At 66.0% G+C, this 13,286-nt stretch carries 15 protein-coding genes; 9 read left to right on the top strand and 6 right to left on the bottom strand.

Annotated features, from left to right (window positions below):
* Positions 1-63 precede the first annotated feature (63 nt).
* The 9 genes from motA to cheZ all read left to right on the top strand — a co-directional run bounded on the left by motA (position 64) and on the right by cheZ (position 8,403).
* The gene (gene motA, locus DFLDMN_RS14040) at positions 64-927 is read left to right on the top strand and encodes a flagellar motor stator protein MotA (RefSeq protein ID WP_423195535.1); all 864 of its coding nucleotides are present in this window, start codon (positions 64-66) and stop codon (positions 925-927) included.
* Between the two features lie 13 nt (positions 928-940).
* Complete coding sequence (motB, locus tag DFLDMN_RS14045; RefSeq protein ID WP_423195536.1) at positions 941-1,936, top strand: flagellar motor protein MotB; 996 nt, start codon at positions 941-943, stop codon at positions 1,934-1,936.
* Between the two features lie 59 nt (positions 1,937-1,995).
* On the top strand, positions 1,996-4,014 hold the full coding sequence (gene cheA, locus DFLDMN_RS14050) for a chemotaxis protein CheA (protein ID WP_423195537.1): 2,019 nt from the start codon (positions 1,996-1,998) through the stop codon (positions 4,012-4,014).
* 27 nt (positions 4,015-4,041) lie between these two features.
* Entirely contained in the window at positions 4,042-4,536 is a 495-nt protein-coding gene (locus DFLDMN_RS14055; RefSeq protein ID WP_423195538.1) for a chemotaxis protein CheW, read from the top strand.
* A gap of 138 nt (positions 4,537-4,674) precedes the next feature.
* On the top strand, positions 4,675-5,532 hold the full coding sequence (locus DFLDMN_RS14060) for a CheR family methyltransferase (protein ID WP_423195539.1): 858 nt from the start codon (positions 4,675-4,677) through the stop codon (positions 5,530-5,532).
* Positions 5,532-6,188 carry a chemoreceptor glutamine deamidase CheD gene (cheD, locus tag DFLDMN_RS14065; protein WP_423195540.1) on the top strand — a complete coding sequence of 219 codons (657 nt, stop codon included), beginning with the start codon at positions 5,532-5,534 and terminating at the stop codon, positions 6,186-6,188. The genes DFLDMN_RS14060 and cheD overlap by 1 nt, the downstream gene beginning before the upstream one ends.
* A gap of 20 nt (positions 6,189-6,208) precedes the next feature.
* Complete coding sequence (locus DFLDMN_RS14070) at positions 6,209-7,282, top strand: protein-glutamate methylesterase/protein-glutamine glutaminase (RefSeq protein WP_423195541.1); 1,074 nt, start codon at positions 6,209-6,211, stop codon at positions 7,280-7,282.
* Between the two features lie 80 nt (positions 7,283-7,362).
* Positions 7,363-7,752 (top strand): chemotaxis response regulator CheY, encoded by a 390-nt coding sequence (gene cheY, locus DFLDMN_RS14075; RefSeq protein ID WP_423195542.1) that lies wholly within the window; start codon positions 7,363-7,365, stop codon positions 7,750-7,752.
* Positions 7,753-7,761: 9 nt separating this feature from the next.
* Entirely contained in the window at positions 7,762-8,403 is a 642-nt protein-coding gene (gene cheZ, locus DFLDMN_RS14080) for a protein phosphatase CheZ (protein WP_423195543.1), read from the top strand.
* Positions 8,404-8,522: 119 nt separating this feature from the next.
* On the opposite strand, the gene DFLDMN_RS14085 is transcribed toward cheZ, so the two are convergent.
* From DFLDMN_RS14085 to DFLDMN_RS14110, 6 genes are all read right to left on the bottom strand, one after another.
* Positions 8,523-9,257 carry a GntR family transcriptional regulator gene (locus DFLDMN_RS14085; RefSeq protein ID WP_423195544.1) on the bottom strand — a complete coding sequence of 245 codons (735 nt, stop codon included), beginning with the start codon at positions 9,255-9,257 and terminating at the stop codon, positions 8,523-8,525.
* 64 nt (positions 9,258-9,321) lie between these two features.
* The gene (locus DFLDMN_RS14090) at positions 9,322-10,284 is read right to left on the bottom strand and encodes a Bug family tripartite tricarboxylate transporter substrate binding protein (RefSeq protein WP_423195545.1); all 963 of its coding nucleotides are present in this window, start codon (positions 10,282-10,284) and stop codon (positions 9,322-9,324) included.
* Positions 10,285-10,336: 52 nt separating this feature from the next.
* A complete protein-coding gene (locus DFLDMN_RS14095) occupies positions 10,337-11,005 on the bottom strand; it encodes a 3-oxoacid CoA-transferase subunit B (RefSeq protein WP_423195546.1) in 669 nt (222 codons plus the stop codon).
* Positions 11,002-11,673 (bottom strand): 3-oxoacid CoA-transferase subunit A, encoded by a 672-nt coding sequence (locus DFLDMN_RS14100; RefSeq protein ID WP_423195547.1) that lies wholly within the window; start codon positions 11,671-11,673, stop codon positions 11,002-11,004. The genes DFLDMN_RS14095 and DFLDMN_RS14100 overlap by 4 nt, the downstream gene beginning before the upstream one ends.
* Positions 11,674-11,701: 28 nt before the next feature.
* Positions 11,702-12,871 (bottom strand): thiolase, encoded by a 1,170-nt coding sequence (locus DFLDMN_RS14105; RefSeq protein ID WP_423195548.1) that lies wholly within the window; start codon positions 12,869-12,871, stop codon positions 11,702-11,704.
* Positions 12,868-13,272 carry a Zn-ribbon domain-containing OB-fold protein gene (locus DFLDMN_RS14110; RefSeq protein WP_423195549.1) on the bottom strand — a complete coding sequence of 135 codons (405 nt, stop codon included), beginning with the start codon at positions 13,270-13,272 and terminating at the stop codon, positions 12,868-12,870. The genes DFLDMN_RS14105 and DFLDMN_RS14110 overlap by 4 nt, the downstream gene beginning before the upstream one ends.
* Between the last annotated feature and the right edge of the window lie 14 nt (positions 13,273-13,286).

Raw genomic sequence — 13,286 nt, forward strand, 5'->3', positions numbered from 1 at the left:
GCGCGTCCATACGATGGGCCCTTGTGCGTGCCTGACGCGTGTTTTTAAGACGGGGATCCGATCGTGCTAGTAGTTCTTGGCTATATCGTCGTGCTGGCTGCGGTGCTGGGCGGTTATGCCATCACCGGCGGCCATATGGGCGCGCTTTACCAACCGGCGGAACTCATCATCATTGGTGGTGCGGCGGTTGGCGCATTCATCAGTTCCAACAGCGGCAAGGCCATCAAGGGGACGATGAAGGCCATGCCCAAGCTTCTGCGTGGCTCCAAGTACAACAAGGAGCTGTATCTGGACGTGATGGCGCTGCTGTATGTGCTGCTGTCCAAGGCCCGCCGCGAGGGCATCCTGTTCCTCGAGAAGGAAATCGCCGATCCGGCCGCGAGCAGCGTGTTCAGCCAGTATCCGCGCATCCTGGCCGATCCGGTGATGATGGAATTCCTCACCGACTACCTGCGCATGATGGTCAACGGCAACATGAACGCCTTCGAGATCGAGGCGCTCATGGACCACGAAATCGAAACGTATCGCCACGAAGCGGAAATTCCCGCCCACGCGCTGTCGCGCGTCGGTGACGGCCTGCCCGCGTTCGGCATCGTTGCCGCGGTGATGGGCGTGGTGCACGCGCTGGCTTCGGCCGACCTGCCGCCGTCCGAGCTGGGCGCGCTGATCGCCCACGCGATGGTCGGTACGTTCCTGGGCATTCTGCTGGCGTACGGCTTTGTCTCGCCGCTGGCCTCGCGCATCGAGCATCAGGTGGACGAGAGCGTGAAGATGTACGAGTGCATCAAGGTCACGCTGCTGGCTTCGCTGAATGGATATGCACCGCTGGTGGCGGTGGAATTCGGCCGCAAGGTGCTGTACTCCACCGTGCGCCCGTCGTTCCTTGAACTCGACGACCACGTTCGCGAAGTCAAGAGCCTGACCTGACGGGAGAGCAGTCATGAGCAGCGCCCAAGATCTGCGGCCCATCGTCATCAAGAAGGCCAAGTCGCACGCGAAGCCGCACGGCAATCACAGCTGGAAGATCGCCTACGCCGACTTCATGACGGCGATGATGGCGTTCTTTCTGGTGCTCTGGCTGCTGAGCTCGGCATCGCCGAAGGCGCTCGTCGGTGTGGCGGAGTACTTTCGCACGCCGCTCAAGGTAGCGATTGCCGGCGGCGACAAGAGCAGCATGTCGAAGAGCGTGGTGCCCGGCGGCGGCAAGGATCCGCTGGCCAAGGACGGCGAGGTCATGCGTGCGCAGACCAACGATCCGAGCTTCGAGCAGCGCCGCCGCGAGCAGGTGGAGTCCGAACGCCTGCGTGCGCTCAAGAACCGGCTCGAGCAGACCATCGAAAGCAATCCCGTGCTGCGCGCGTTCCGTCCGCAGCTGTTGCTCGATATCACCAGCGAAGGCCTGCGCATCCAGATTCTCGATACGCAGAACCGGCCGATGTTCCGGACCGGCAGCGCCGCGGTGGAGCCGTACATGCGCACGCTGCTGCGCGAGATCGGCCCGGTGCTGAACGAAATGCCGAACAAGGTCAGCCTGTCGGGCCATACCGACTCGCAGACCTACATGGCCGGCGAGCGCGCGTACAGCAACTGGGAGCTGTCGGCCGATCGCGCCAACGCCTCGCGCCAGGAACTGATCGCGGGCGGCATGAACGAGGGCAAGGTTCTGCGCGTGCTCGGCCTGGCGGACACCATGCCGCTGGACCGGAACGACGGGATGGCGCCGATCAACCGGCGCATCAGCATCGTCGTGCTGAACAAGCGGGCGCAGACGCAGTTCGAGGCCGAGAACGCAAGCGCCGCCGATGTCTCGGTGGCGGCGCAGAAGGGCAAGGTCGGTCAGGACCTGCAGGCGGGTATTGCGGCGGCGGAGGCGCGGCCGGCATCGGCGGCGGCTGGCAAGCCGGCGGCGCCCGCGGCAGCAGGCAAGAGCGAATGAGGCGTGCCGCCCGCGGGGGCGGCGCATCTTCCAGGGCAATTTAGCGGATCAGGACGGCCATGTCTGTCGATATCGATATCACCCAGTTCTATCAGACCTTCTTCGAAGAGGCCGAGGAACTGCTCGTAGAAATGGAGCAACTGCTGCTCGGGCTGGACATCGACGCCCCCGACGCGGAGGAGCTCAATGCGATCTTTCGCGCGGCGCACTCGATCAAGGGCGGTGCCGCCACGTTCGGCTTCTCGGCGCTGACCGAGACCACCCACATTTTCGAGAACCTGCTCGACCGTGCGCGCCGGCAGGAAATTGCCCTGACGCGGGCCATCATCGACACCTTTCTGGAAACCAAGGACGTGTTGCAAGACCAGCTCAACGCCTATCGCAACGGGACCGAACCCGATCCGGAAACCCTCGCGCGGATTTGCGCGGTCCTGCAGCAGCTCGCCCAGGAAGCGGGTGGCGAAGCCGCGGCGCCCGCGCCGGCTGCGGTCGCGGCGCCGGCTCCCGCTCCGGCGGCAGCGCCCGCGGCCGGCGCCGGCAACCTGAAGGTGCGCCTGCTCAAGGTATCGGCGGCCGACCAGGCCCTGCTGCGTGAGGAAATCGCCAACCTCGGCGAGATCACCGGCCAGCAGGAAGCCGATGGCGAACTGACCATCTGGCTGAACAGCCAGTGCAGCGCCGACGACATCATCGCGGTCTGCTGCTTCGTGATCGACGGCGACCAGATCGTGGTGGAAGCCGCCGATGGCGCGGCCCCCCCCGCCGCCGCACCGGTCGCCGCCCCGGCGGCGGCCCCGGCGCCCGCGCCCGCACCGGTGGCAGCGGCCCCGGCGGCGGCCAAGGAAGCCCCCAAGGACAAAGCCAAGCCCGCGGCGGCGGCGGCCCACAGCCCGGACGCCGGTTCGATCCGCGTGCCGACCGAGAAGGTCGACCAGATCATCAACCTCGTCGGCGAACTCGTGATCACGCAGTCGATGCTGGCGCAGACTGCGTCGTCGCTCGATCCCGTGCTGTTCGACCGTCTGTTCTCCGGCATGGGCCAGCTCGAACGCAACGCGCGCGACCTGCAGGAAGCGGTGATGTCGATTCGCATGATGCCGATGGACTACGTGTTCTCGCGCTTCCCGCGCCTGGTGCGCGACCTCGCCAGCAAGCTCGGCAAGCAGATCGACCTGGTGACGTTCGGCAAGGCCACCGAACTCGACAAGGGCCTGATCGAGCGGATCATCGACCCGCTGACCCACCTGGTGCGCAATAGCCTGGACCATGGTATCGAAACGCCCGAGAAGCGCATCGCCGCCGGCAAGGAACCGACCGGCCAGCTGATCCTGTCCGCGCAGCACCATGGCGGCAATATCGTGATCGAGGTCAGCGACGACGGCGGCGGCCTCAACCGTGAGCGGATTCTCGCCAAGGCCATCCAGAACGGCCTGCCGGTCTCGGAGAACATCAGCGACGAGGAAGTCTGGCAACTGATCTTCGCGCCGGGCTTCTCCACCGCGGAAGTGATCACCGACGTGTCCGGCCGCGGCGTCGGCATGGACGTGGTGAAGCGGAATATCCAGGAAATGGGCGGACATGTGGAAATCTCCTCGCGTCCGGGCAACGGCACCACGACCCGCATCGTGCTGCCGCTCACGCTGGCGATTCTCGACGGCATGTCGGTACGCGTCGGCGAGGAGACCTTCATCCTGCCGCTGAATTGCGTGATGGAGTCCCTGCAACCCAAGTCCGACGACGTGCACACCGCGGCCAATGCCGAACGCGTGATGAACGTGCGCGGCGAATACCTGCCGCTGCTGGAGCTGCACCGCGTGTTCAACGTGAACGGCGCGCTGCAGGAGCCGACCCAGGGCATCGCGGTGATCCTGCAGGCCGAAGGCAAGCGCTTTGCGCTGCTGGTGGACCAGCTGATCGGCCAGCACCAGGTGGTGCTGAAGAACCTCGAAACCAACTATCGCAAGGTGCCTTGCATTTCCGCCGCGACCATCCTCGGCGACGGCAGCGTCGCGCTGATCGTGGACGTGGCCGCGCTGCAGCGCACGGGCGTGCGCCGCCAGGACCCGGTGATCGCTTAAGGCAATTTACAGACAAGGAGCACAGACATGGCCGGCATCGGACACATCGATACCCAGGGGAGCGAAGCCTCGGGCCAGGAATTCCTGGTCTTTACGCTCGGCACCGAGGAGTACGGCATCGACATCCTCAAGGTGCAGGAGATCCGCAGCTACGAGACGGTGACCCGCATCGCCAACGCGCCCGACTTCCTCAAGGGCGTGACCAACCTGCGCGGCGTGATCGTGCCGATCGTCGATCTGCGCATCAAGTTCCGCCTCGGCAACGTGCGTTACGACCATCAGACCGTGGTGATCATCCTCAACGTGGCTGGCCGCGTGGTGGGGATCGTGGTCGATGGCGTGTCGGACGTGCTGACGCTGACCGGCGACGATATCAAGCCGGCGCCGGAGTTCGGCGTGTCGGTGTCCAACGAGCACCTGACGGGTCTGGGCTCGGTGGACAACCGCATGCTGATCCTGATCGACATCGAACGCATGATGACGAGCCCCGAAATGGAGCTCGTCGAGGCGGAGGCGGCCTGAGCTGTCCCGTCCGACTGATACCAGCAACACACGCCCCCCGGGCGCGCCCCCATACCGACTACCGCCATGACGCAGCTCCGTTCTTCCTCCAGTACCATCGGGAAGCCAGCGGGCGCTGCTTCGCCCGCTGCGCCAGCGATGCCTCCCGTCATCACGCCCCTGCGCGATGACATGCGCGATTTCCTGCTGACGGAGCGGGATTTCGAGAAGATTCGCGCGCTGATTCACCAGCGCGCCGGCATCTCGCTGGGCAGCCACAAGCGCGAGATGGTCTACAGCCGTCTCGCGCGGCGGCTGCGCACGCTGCAGCTGACAGACTTCGGCAGCTATCTCGCCATGCTGGAGTCCGACAGCGGCTCGCAGGAGTGGGAGTTCTTCACCAACGCGCTCACCACCAACCTGACCTCGTTCTTCCGCGAGGCGCATCATTTTCCGCTGCTCGCCGAACATGCCAGAAAGGTCGGGCGGCCGTACAGCGTCTGGTGCGCGGCTGCCTCCACCGGCGAGGAACCGTATTCCATCGCCATCACCCTGGCCGAGGCGCTCGGCGACCGCGCGGGTACCGTGCTGGCAACCGATATCGACACGCAGGTATTGGCCAAGGCCCGTAACGGCGTCTACACCACCGAGCAGGTGGCGCGACTTTCGCCGGAACGGCTCAAGCGCTTCTTCCTCAAGGGCACCGGCGCGCGCGCGGGTGCGGTCAAGGTCAAGCCGGATCTGGCATCGACCATCACGTTCGAGTCGCTCAACCTGCTGGCGCCCGACTGGGGCATCCGCGAGAAGTTCGACGCGATCTTCTGCCGCAACGTGATGATCTACTTCGACAAGCCGACGCAAGGCCGCATCCTGGAGCGCTTTGCACCGCTGCTGAAGCCGCATGGGCTGCTGTTTGCCGGCCATTCCGAGAATTTCTCGTACGTCACGCGCGCCTTCCAGCTGCGCGGCCAGACCGTGTACGAGCTGAGCGGCCGCTCCGGCGGAGGAGGTGCGTGATGCGAACCCCGCAGATGCCGGAAGCGATTGCCACGCGCAAGTATTTCGACCGCGAGTTCGGCAAGCAGGCGATCAAGCTGCTGCCAAACGAGTACTACGTGAGCGGCGACGACGTGGTGCTGACCACGGTGCTCGGCTCGTGCGTGGCCGCTTGCATTCGCGACGAGGTGACCGGCGTCGGCGGCATGAACCACTTCATGCTCCCCGACGACGAGAATGCCGGACCCGACCGCGTACTGTCGGCCTCGATGCGGTACGGCTGCTATGCGCTGGAAGTGCTGATCAATGAACTGCTGAAGTTGGGCGCGCGACGCGAACGGCTCGAAGCAAAGGTTTTTGGCGGTGGCGCGGTGCTGGCGAACATGACGACCCTCAATATCGGGGACCGGAATGCCGATTTTGTACTGAAGTACCTGAAGACGGAAGAGATTCGCGTGGCGGCGCAGGACCTGCGCGGCCCGCACGCCCGACGGGTCAGCTATTTCCCCAGAACGGGGCTGGCGCTGGTGCGCCGGCTGACCCGTCAGGACGATACGGTAGTCGTGGAGCGCGACGAACGTGCCCTGGCGCGCGCGCTGTCCACCTCCACAAAGACGCCCGCACGAGGCGGCGTGGAGCTGTTTACGCGGCAGACGACGACAAGACCGTCGTCCTGAAGAACGAAAGAAGCAGAACTATGACCGCCGCTAAGATCAAGGTGCTGTGCGTGGACGACTCCGCGCTGATCCGCAGCCTGATGACGGAGATCATCAACAGCCAGCCGGACATGGAGGTGGTGGGTACCGCCCCCGACCCGCTGGTCGCGCGCGACGCGATCAAGCGGCTCAATCCGGATGTGCTGACGCTGGACGTGGAAATGCCGCGCATGGACGGGCTCGATTTTCTCGAGCGTCTGATGCGCCTGCGGCCGATGCCGGTGCTGATGGTGTCGTCGCTGACCGAGCGCGGCTCGGAAATCACGATGCGCGCGCTGGAGCTGGGCGCCGTCGACTTTGTGACCAAGCCCAAGCTCGGCATCCGCGATGGGCTGATCGAGTACACCGACACCATCGCCGACAAGATCCGCGCTGCCTCGCGGGCGCGCGTGCGCGCCGCGGCCGTGGTGCCGGCGGGCGAGACCGCACCGCCGCCGTTGCTGCGTAGCCCGCTGCTGTCGACCGAGAAGCTGATCATCGTGGGCGCATCCACGGGCGGCACCGAGGCCATCAAGGAATTCCTGATGCCGCTGCCGCCGGATTGTCCCGCTGTCATGATCGTGCAGCATATGCCGGCCGGCTTTACGCGTTCGTTCGCGCAGCGGCTGAACGGCCTGTGCCGCATCACGGTCAAGGAGGCCGAGCATGGCGAGCGGGTGCTGCCGGGCTATGCCTATATCGCGCCCGGCGATTCGCACCTGCTGCTTGCGCGCAGTGGCGCCAACTACGTGGCGCACCTGTCGCAGGACCCCCCGGTCAACCGTCATCGCCCGTCGGTGGACGTGCTGTTCGATTCGGCGGCCGAGCATGGCGGCAAGAACGTGACCGGTGTGATCCTGACGGGCATGGGCAAGGATGGCGCGCGGGGCATGCTGCGCATGCGCGACGCCGGCGCCTACAACCTTGCGCAGGACGAACAGACCTGCATCGTGTTTGGCATGCCGAAGGAGGCGATCGCCGCCGGCGGCGTGCATGAAGTGGTGCCTTTGCAGTCGATGAGCCAGCGCGTGATGGCGCACCTGGCCACCTTCGGCGCACGGGCACAGCGTGTGTAAATCCAAGGGGCCGGCCGCCGCCCGCAGGCGGCAGCCGGTCCCGATCGTAATCATCCACAACGTTTTTTTGGAGCCGTAGAGTGGACAAGAACATCAAGATCCTGGTGGTCGACGACTTCCCGACCATGCGTCGGATCATCCGTAACCTGCTCAAGGAACTGGGCTTCACCAACGTCGAGGAAGCCGAGGACGGCGCCGCCGGCCTGGAGAAGGTGAAGGACGGCAGCTTCCAGTTCGTCGTGTCCGACTGGAACATGCCGAACATGGATGGCCTGACCATGCTGCAGTCGATCCGCGCGATTCCCGAGGTTGCCAAGACCCCGGTGCTGATGGTGACGGCCGAGGCGAAGAAGGAAAACATCATCGCGGCGGCGCAGGCCGGCGCCAACGGCTATGTGGTCAAGCCGTTCACCGCCGCCACGCTGGACGAGAAGATCACCAAGATCTTCGAGAAGCTGGGTAAGGAGTAAGGTGACGCCATGTCGACGACTCAGACTTCCATCGACTCCGCCGAGCAGATCATTCATCGCATCGGCAACCTTACGCGGATGCTGCGCGACAATATGCGGGAGCTGGGGCTCGACAAGGAAATCGAGCGCGCGGCCCAGGCCATTCCTGACGCGCGCGACCGCCTCAGCTATATCGCGACCATGACCGAGAAGGCTGCCGAGCGCAGCCTCAATGCGGTGGAAATCGCGCAGCCGCTGCAGACGGCGCTCGAGGAGGGCGCCGAGGCGCTCGACAAGCGCTGGGAAGAGTGGTTCGCCAAGCCGGTAGAGCTGCAGGATGCGCGCGCGCTCGTGCTCGACACGCGTGAGTTCCTGACCGACGTACCGGTCAAGACGCGCGCGACCGGCAGCCAGCTGCTCGAGATCATGATGGCCCAGGACTTCCAGGACCTGACCGGCCAGGTGATCAAGAAGATGATGGACATGATCCGCTCGCTGGAGCAGGAGCTGCTCCAGGTGCTGATCGACAACGTGCCGGCCGATCGCCGTGTGGAAACGCAGAACAATGCGGCCACGCTGCTCAACGGTCCGCAGATCAATCCGGAAGGCAAGGCGGACGTGGTGTCCGACCAGTCGCAGGTGGACGACTTGCTGGCCAGCCTCGGCTTCTGAGCGGTGCGCCCTCTCCCGGCCGGCGGGTACGGGCCGGAAGAGGGTGGCCTCCCGCCGCCGTCGCCGCACCGTCGGCACGGCAAGTCTCCATCACGGCGCCGGTTTGCAGCCCCGCCCGGTCACGCACCCGTGCGCCGGTGCAGCACCGTCGTATAGCTGAAGCGATCGGCCGGTTGCAGGCTTACCGATACCTCGATCAGCGCGCCAGCCTGATCGTAGTACTGGCGCACGAATTCGAGTGCGTGCGCGCCGGCATCGGCGGCAAGTTTCTGGCTTAGCGCGGCCGGCACCCCCACCGCGCGAACGGTCTGGCGAATCTCCGTCACATAGCCATGGCTGACCTCGCAGATCAGGTCGCAGATCAGCTGCTGGGTCTGGCGCAGCTTGCGGCGGATCTTCTCGCCGTCCGCGCTGCGCACATAGACGTGATACCAGGTCATGGCATGGTCCGGGCGCGCGGGGTCGATGCGCGCGGCCTGGATTTCCATCCAGCGCGTGCCCGGCTCGCAGCCCAGGTGCCGGGCGAGCTCGACGTCCACCACGAGATGGCGAATGCTGTGGATCGCGCGCTCGGTGTTGGCGCTGTACTGCATCAGCTCTTCGACGGTGGAAATGCTCGGCGTGTACTCGGGCGCGCGTGGCGTCAGCGACTCCACGCGCGTGCCGACGCGCTTGCGCCGCGAGATCAGTCCCAGCGTCTGGATCTGGTCGAGCGCCGCGCGCACGGTGCCCCGACTCACGCCGTATTGCTCGGCAAGATCGAGTTCTCCGGGCAGGCTGCTGCCCACAGGGTAGGTGCCCGACGAGATTTCGCCGAGCAGCTGCCCCGTCAACTCGAGGTAACGCGGCTTCATGAAATGCAGATGGCCCTGGCGGGCCGAATGGAAATGGCCCGCCGATTATATCGCCGGCGTCGCGTCATTCGAGCTTGATATTGGCGTCCTTGACCACCTTCGCCCAGCGCGCCATCTCCTGCTTGACATAGTCCATGAAGCCACCGGGCGTGGAACCGGTGGGGATATAGCCAAGGTCGTTCATGGTCTTGCGGAAGTGCGGATCGGCCAGCACCTGCGCCACCGCCTTGTTCAGCGTATTGATTACCGGCGCCGGGGTCCCCGCCGGTGCCAGCAGGCCATACCAGCCTTGCACTTCGTAGCCCTTGAGTCCCGCTTCCTGGATGGTCGGGGTATCGGGCGAGAGCGTCAGCCGTTCGGTGCTGGTGACGCCGATCACGCGCAGCTTGCCGGCGCGGGCCTGGTTCAGGCTGTCCGGTCCGGCAAAGACCGCGTTGACCTCGCCACCCATGGCCGCCGCGATCGACGGGCCGCCGCCCTTGTAGGGCACGTGCAGCAGCTTGACGCCGGCCATCGTCGAGAACAGTTCGAGCGCGAGGTGGCTGGTATTGCCGTTGCCCGCCGAGCCCACCGATACCTGGCCCGGATGTTCCTTCGCATAACTGATGAGCTCGGGCACGGTCCTGGGGCCGAACTTCGGATTGGTGTAGAGCACCAGCGGCAGCTTGGCAACCATCGAGACCGGCGCAAAGTCCTTGACCGAGTCGTACGGCAGGTTCGGGTACAGGGCGGGGTTGATTGCATGCGCGGCCAGCACCATCACCAGCGTATAGCCGTCGGGATTGGCGCGGGCCACGTACTGCGTGGCGATCGAGCCGCTGGCGCCGGCCTTGTACTGCACCACCACCGGCTGGCCAAGCACTTTCTGGAGGCCGGCCGACAGCGGCCGCGCGACCACGTCCGCGGTGCCGCCGGGCGGATAGGGAATGACCAGTTCGATCGGCCGGTCGGGGAAGGTGGCCGCGCTGGCGGCCGCGGCGGCAACGAACATCGCGCCGCCTAGCAGTTGCTTGATCCGGATATGCATGTGTCTCGCTCCATCTGTCTTGTTTGAATGATTTACCCCGTTCGCATGGCGCCTACAGGCGGATCATGTCGTCGGCAAAGGTCAGCCTTGCCTCCGTCACCGCCTGCAGTGCTTCCTGCGTGAGTCCCTCCACCATCGCGCGTACGACGAATCCTGCTTCCGGCTCCACCGAGACGATGGCAAGGTCGGTGTAGACCACGTCGACGGCAGCCTTGCCGGTCAGCGGGAACGTGCAGCGCTCCAGCAGTCTTGGCTTGCCATCGCGCGTGGTGTGTTCCATCACCACGATGACCTTGCGCGCCCCGGCCACCAGGTCCATGGCGCCGCCGATACCGGGCACGCCTTCGGTGTCGTCGGTGGCCCAACTGGCGATGTCGCCGTCGCACGAGACCTGGAACGCGCCCAGGATGGTGGCGTCGAGATGGCCGCCGCGCATCATCGCGAACGACAGCGACTGGTCGCAGATCGACGAACCTGGAATCAGCTGCACACGCGCCTTGCTGGCATTGATCAGGTCCTCGTCGCCTTCGTCGCCGGGCGTGAGGTCGCCGATGCCCAGAATGCCGTTCTCGCTGTGCAGGACGATCTCTTTGCCGGGATCGAGGTATTTCGCGACCAGCGTCGGCATGCCCAGCCCGATGTTGACGTAGCTGCCTGGCGCGATATCGTCGGCCACGCGCCTGGCCACGCTGTCGCGGCTCAGTTTCCGGATCTCGTTCATTGCTGGCTGTCCTTCCGCACGACCCTGCTGACAAAGATGCCCGGCGTGACGATGTGCTCGGGCGGCATGAAGCCGAGTGGCACGATGTCGTCCACCTGGGCGATGGTGCACCGCGCGGCGGTGCACATGACCGGCCCGAAGCCGCGCGCCGCGAGACGGTAGGTCAGGTTGCCCCAGCGGTCGGCGTGATAGGCCTTCACGAACGCAAAGTCCGCATGCAACGGTTCCTCCAGCACGTAACCGCGGCCGTTGTAGACCGTCTGCGGCTTGCCCTCGGCGATGGGTGTGCCGTAGCCGGTGGGGGTGTAGAACGGGCCGAGGCCGGCGCCGGCCGCGCGCATGCGCTCGATCAGCGTGCCCTGCGGCACCAGTTCGAGCGCGATCTTTTTTGCCTGGTACAACGCGCGGAAGACGTCACCGCCGGACGACTTGGGATAGGTACAGATCATCTTGCGCACGCGGCCCGCGGCCAGCAGGGCGGCCAGACCCGTGGTGCCGGTGCCGGCGTTGTTGCTGATGATGGTCAGGTCCCTGGCGCCCTGCTCGATCAGCGCGTGCAGCAACTCGCGCGGCAGGCCGGCATCGCCAAAGCCGGTCACCATGATCGAGGCGCCGTCGGGAATGCCGGACACCGCGTCGCGCAGGGTCGGGGATATCTTGTTGATCATGTCTGGGTTCTGGTGGCGTCTGTTTCCGTTACAGCGTGGCGGCGGTGCCGAGGATGGCGGTGGACTGGCTCGACAGGGTGGCGCCGTTGCCATGCACCAGGGCCAGTTCGGCCCGCTGCTGGCGCGCACCGGCCTCGCCGCGCAACTGGCGCACGGCCTCGATGACCAGGAACACGCCATACATGCCGGGGTGCCCGAACGACAGGCCGCCACCGTTGGTATTGACCGGCAGCGAGCCGCCCGGCGCGATATTGCCGCCGGCAACGAAGCGGCCGCCTTCGCCCTTGGGGCAGAAGCCGAGGTCTTCGAGAAACAGGATGGTGTTGATGGTGAACGCGTCGTACAGGCACAGCAGGTCGATATCGTCCTTGCCGACGCCGGCCATGGCATAGGCACGCGTCCCCGACTCCGTGGCCGCCGTGACAGTCAGGTCGTGCATCGACGAGATCTGCCGGTGCCATACCGCCGTGGCATTGCCGAGCACATAGGCCGGGGCGTGTGGTGTGTCCCTGGCGCGGTCGGCGCGGACCAGCACGAAAGCGCCGGCGCCGTCGGTCAGCAGGCAGCAGTCGCGGATGGTCAGCGGATCGCAGATCATGCGCGAGGCCAGTACGTCTTCCACCGTCAGCGGATCGCGCGAGTACGCCTCCGGGTTGAGCTGCGCCCATGCCCGCGCGGCAACCGCGACTTCGGCGAGCTGTGCGCGCGTGGTACCGAACTGCGCCATATGGCGCGCAGCGGCGAGCGCGTAGGCGCTGATCGGCTGCATGGGCTGGTAGGGTGTCTCATAGGGCTGCGGGTCCAGGACCTGGCGCATCTTCGTGACCGCGGCACGGTCGACGGCGCCGGTGCGCTGCGTGCTGCCGTAGCAGACCAGGACCGCGTTGCACTCGCCCGCTGCCAGCGCGTGCATGGCGGGGAGGAGATGCGCAACGAAGCTCGAACCGCCAAGCATGGTGCTGTCGAGGAAGGTCGGCCGGATGCCGAGGTATTCCGCGACGGGCATGCCCCACATCGTGGCGGATGCGCTGCAGGTGCAAAGGCCGTCGATATCGGCCATGGTCATGCCGGCGTCGGCTACCGCGCGGGCGGCGGCTTGCGCCAGGATTTCCATTTCGGTAAAGCCATGCGCGGCGCCCATGCCAGCCTGGCCAACACCGACGATCGCGGTGGCGCCGCGCAGAGGGGAGCGACTCATGCGCGCACCTCCGGCACGAATACCACGAGGTGGCTGTCGCCCTGCTGGCGCAGCGTGGCGCGCACGCGGTCGCCGATGCGCGGCGCGGCCGGGTCGGCCGCTTCCACCTGGCTCATCATGCGAAAGCCGTCATCGAGATCGACCAGGCACAGGTTGCGGTCGCCGCCGGCCTCGGCGGGACGACGCATGACAGTGGTCGAGTAGATCGTGCCGGTGCCGCCGGGCGCGACCCAGTCGAAGGACCCGGCGCCGCAGGCGAGGCAGTTGACGCGCGGATAGAACACCATTGCGCCGCAGTCGCGGCACTTCGGCACGCGCCATTCGCCGGCCTGCAGATAGCGGAAGTAGGTTTGCTCGGGGCCCGCCGGCTGGGTGTCGTCGCGGGAATCGGATGTGGCCATCGTGGCTCCTCGTT

The organism is Cupriavidus sp. H19C3 (assembly GCF_049393815.1).
GTDB lineage: Bacteria > Pseudomonadota > Gammaproteobacteria > Burkholderiales > Burkholderiaceae > Cupriavidus.

Excerpts from the sequence above, each read along its gene's own strand:
- DFLDMN_RS14105 (WP_423195548.1), bottom strand. The coding sequence starts at position 12,871 with ATGAGTCGCTCCCCTCTGCGCGGCGCCACCGCGATCGTCGGTGTTGGC.
- cheZ (WP_423195543.1), top strand. The coding sequence starts at position 7,762 with ATGTCGACGACTCAGACTTCCATCGACTCCGCCGAGCAGATCATTCAT.
- DFLDMN_RS14100 (WP_423195547.1), bottom strand. The coding sequence starts at position 11,673 with ATGATCAACAAGATATCCCCGACCCTGCGCGACGCGGTGTCCGGCATT.
- DFLDMN_RS14085 (WP_423195544.1), bottom strand. The coding sequence starts at position 9,257 with ATGAAGCCGCGTTACCTCGAGTTGACGGGGCAGCTGCTCGGCGAAATC.
- DFLDMN_RS14070 (WP_423195541.1), top strand. The coding sequence starts at position 6,209 with ATGACCGCCGCTAAGATCAAGGTGCTGTGCGTGGACGACTCCGCGCTG.
- cheD (WP_423195540.1), top strand. The coding sequence starts at position 5,532 with ATGCGAACCCCGCAGATGCCGGAAGCGATTGCCACGCGCAAGTATTTC.
- DFLDMN_RS14110 (WP_423195549.1), bottom strand. The coding sequence starts at position 13,272 with ATGGCCACATCCGATTCCCGCGACGACACCCAGCCGGCGGGCCCCGAG.
- motB (WP_423195536.1), top strand. The coding sequence starts at position 941 with ATGAGCAGCGCCCAAGATCTGCGGCCCATCGTCATCAAGAAGGCCAAG.
- DFLDMN_RS14090 (WP_423195545.1), bottom strand. The coding sequence starts at position 10,284 with ATGCATATCCGGATCAAGCAACTGCTAGGCGGCGCGATGTTCGTTGCC.
- DFLDMN_RS14060 (WP_423195539.1), top strand. The coding sequence starts at position 4,675 with ATGCCTCCCGTCATCACGCCCCTGCGCGATGACATGCGCGATTTCCTG.
- DFLDMN_RS14095 (WP_423195546.1), bottom strand. The coding sequence starts at position 11,005 with ATGAACGAGATCCGGAAACTGAGCCGCGACAGCGTGGCCAGGCGCGTG.
- cheA (WP_423195537.1), top strand. The coding sequence starts at position 1,996 with ATGTCTGTCGATATCGATATCACCCAGTTCTATCAGACCTTCTTCGAA.
- DFLDMN_RS14055 (WP_423195538.1), top strand. The coding sequence starts at position 4,042 with ATGGCCGGCATCGGACACATCGATACCCAGGGGAGCGAAGCCTCGGGC.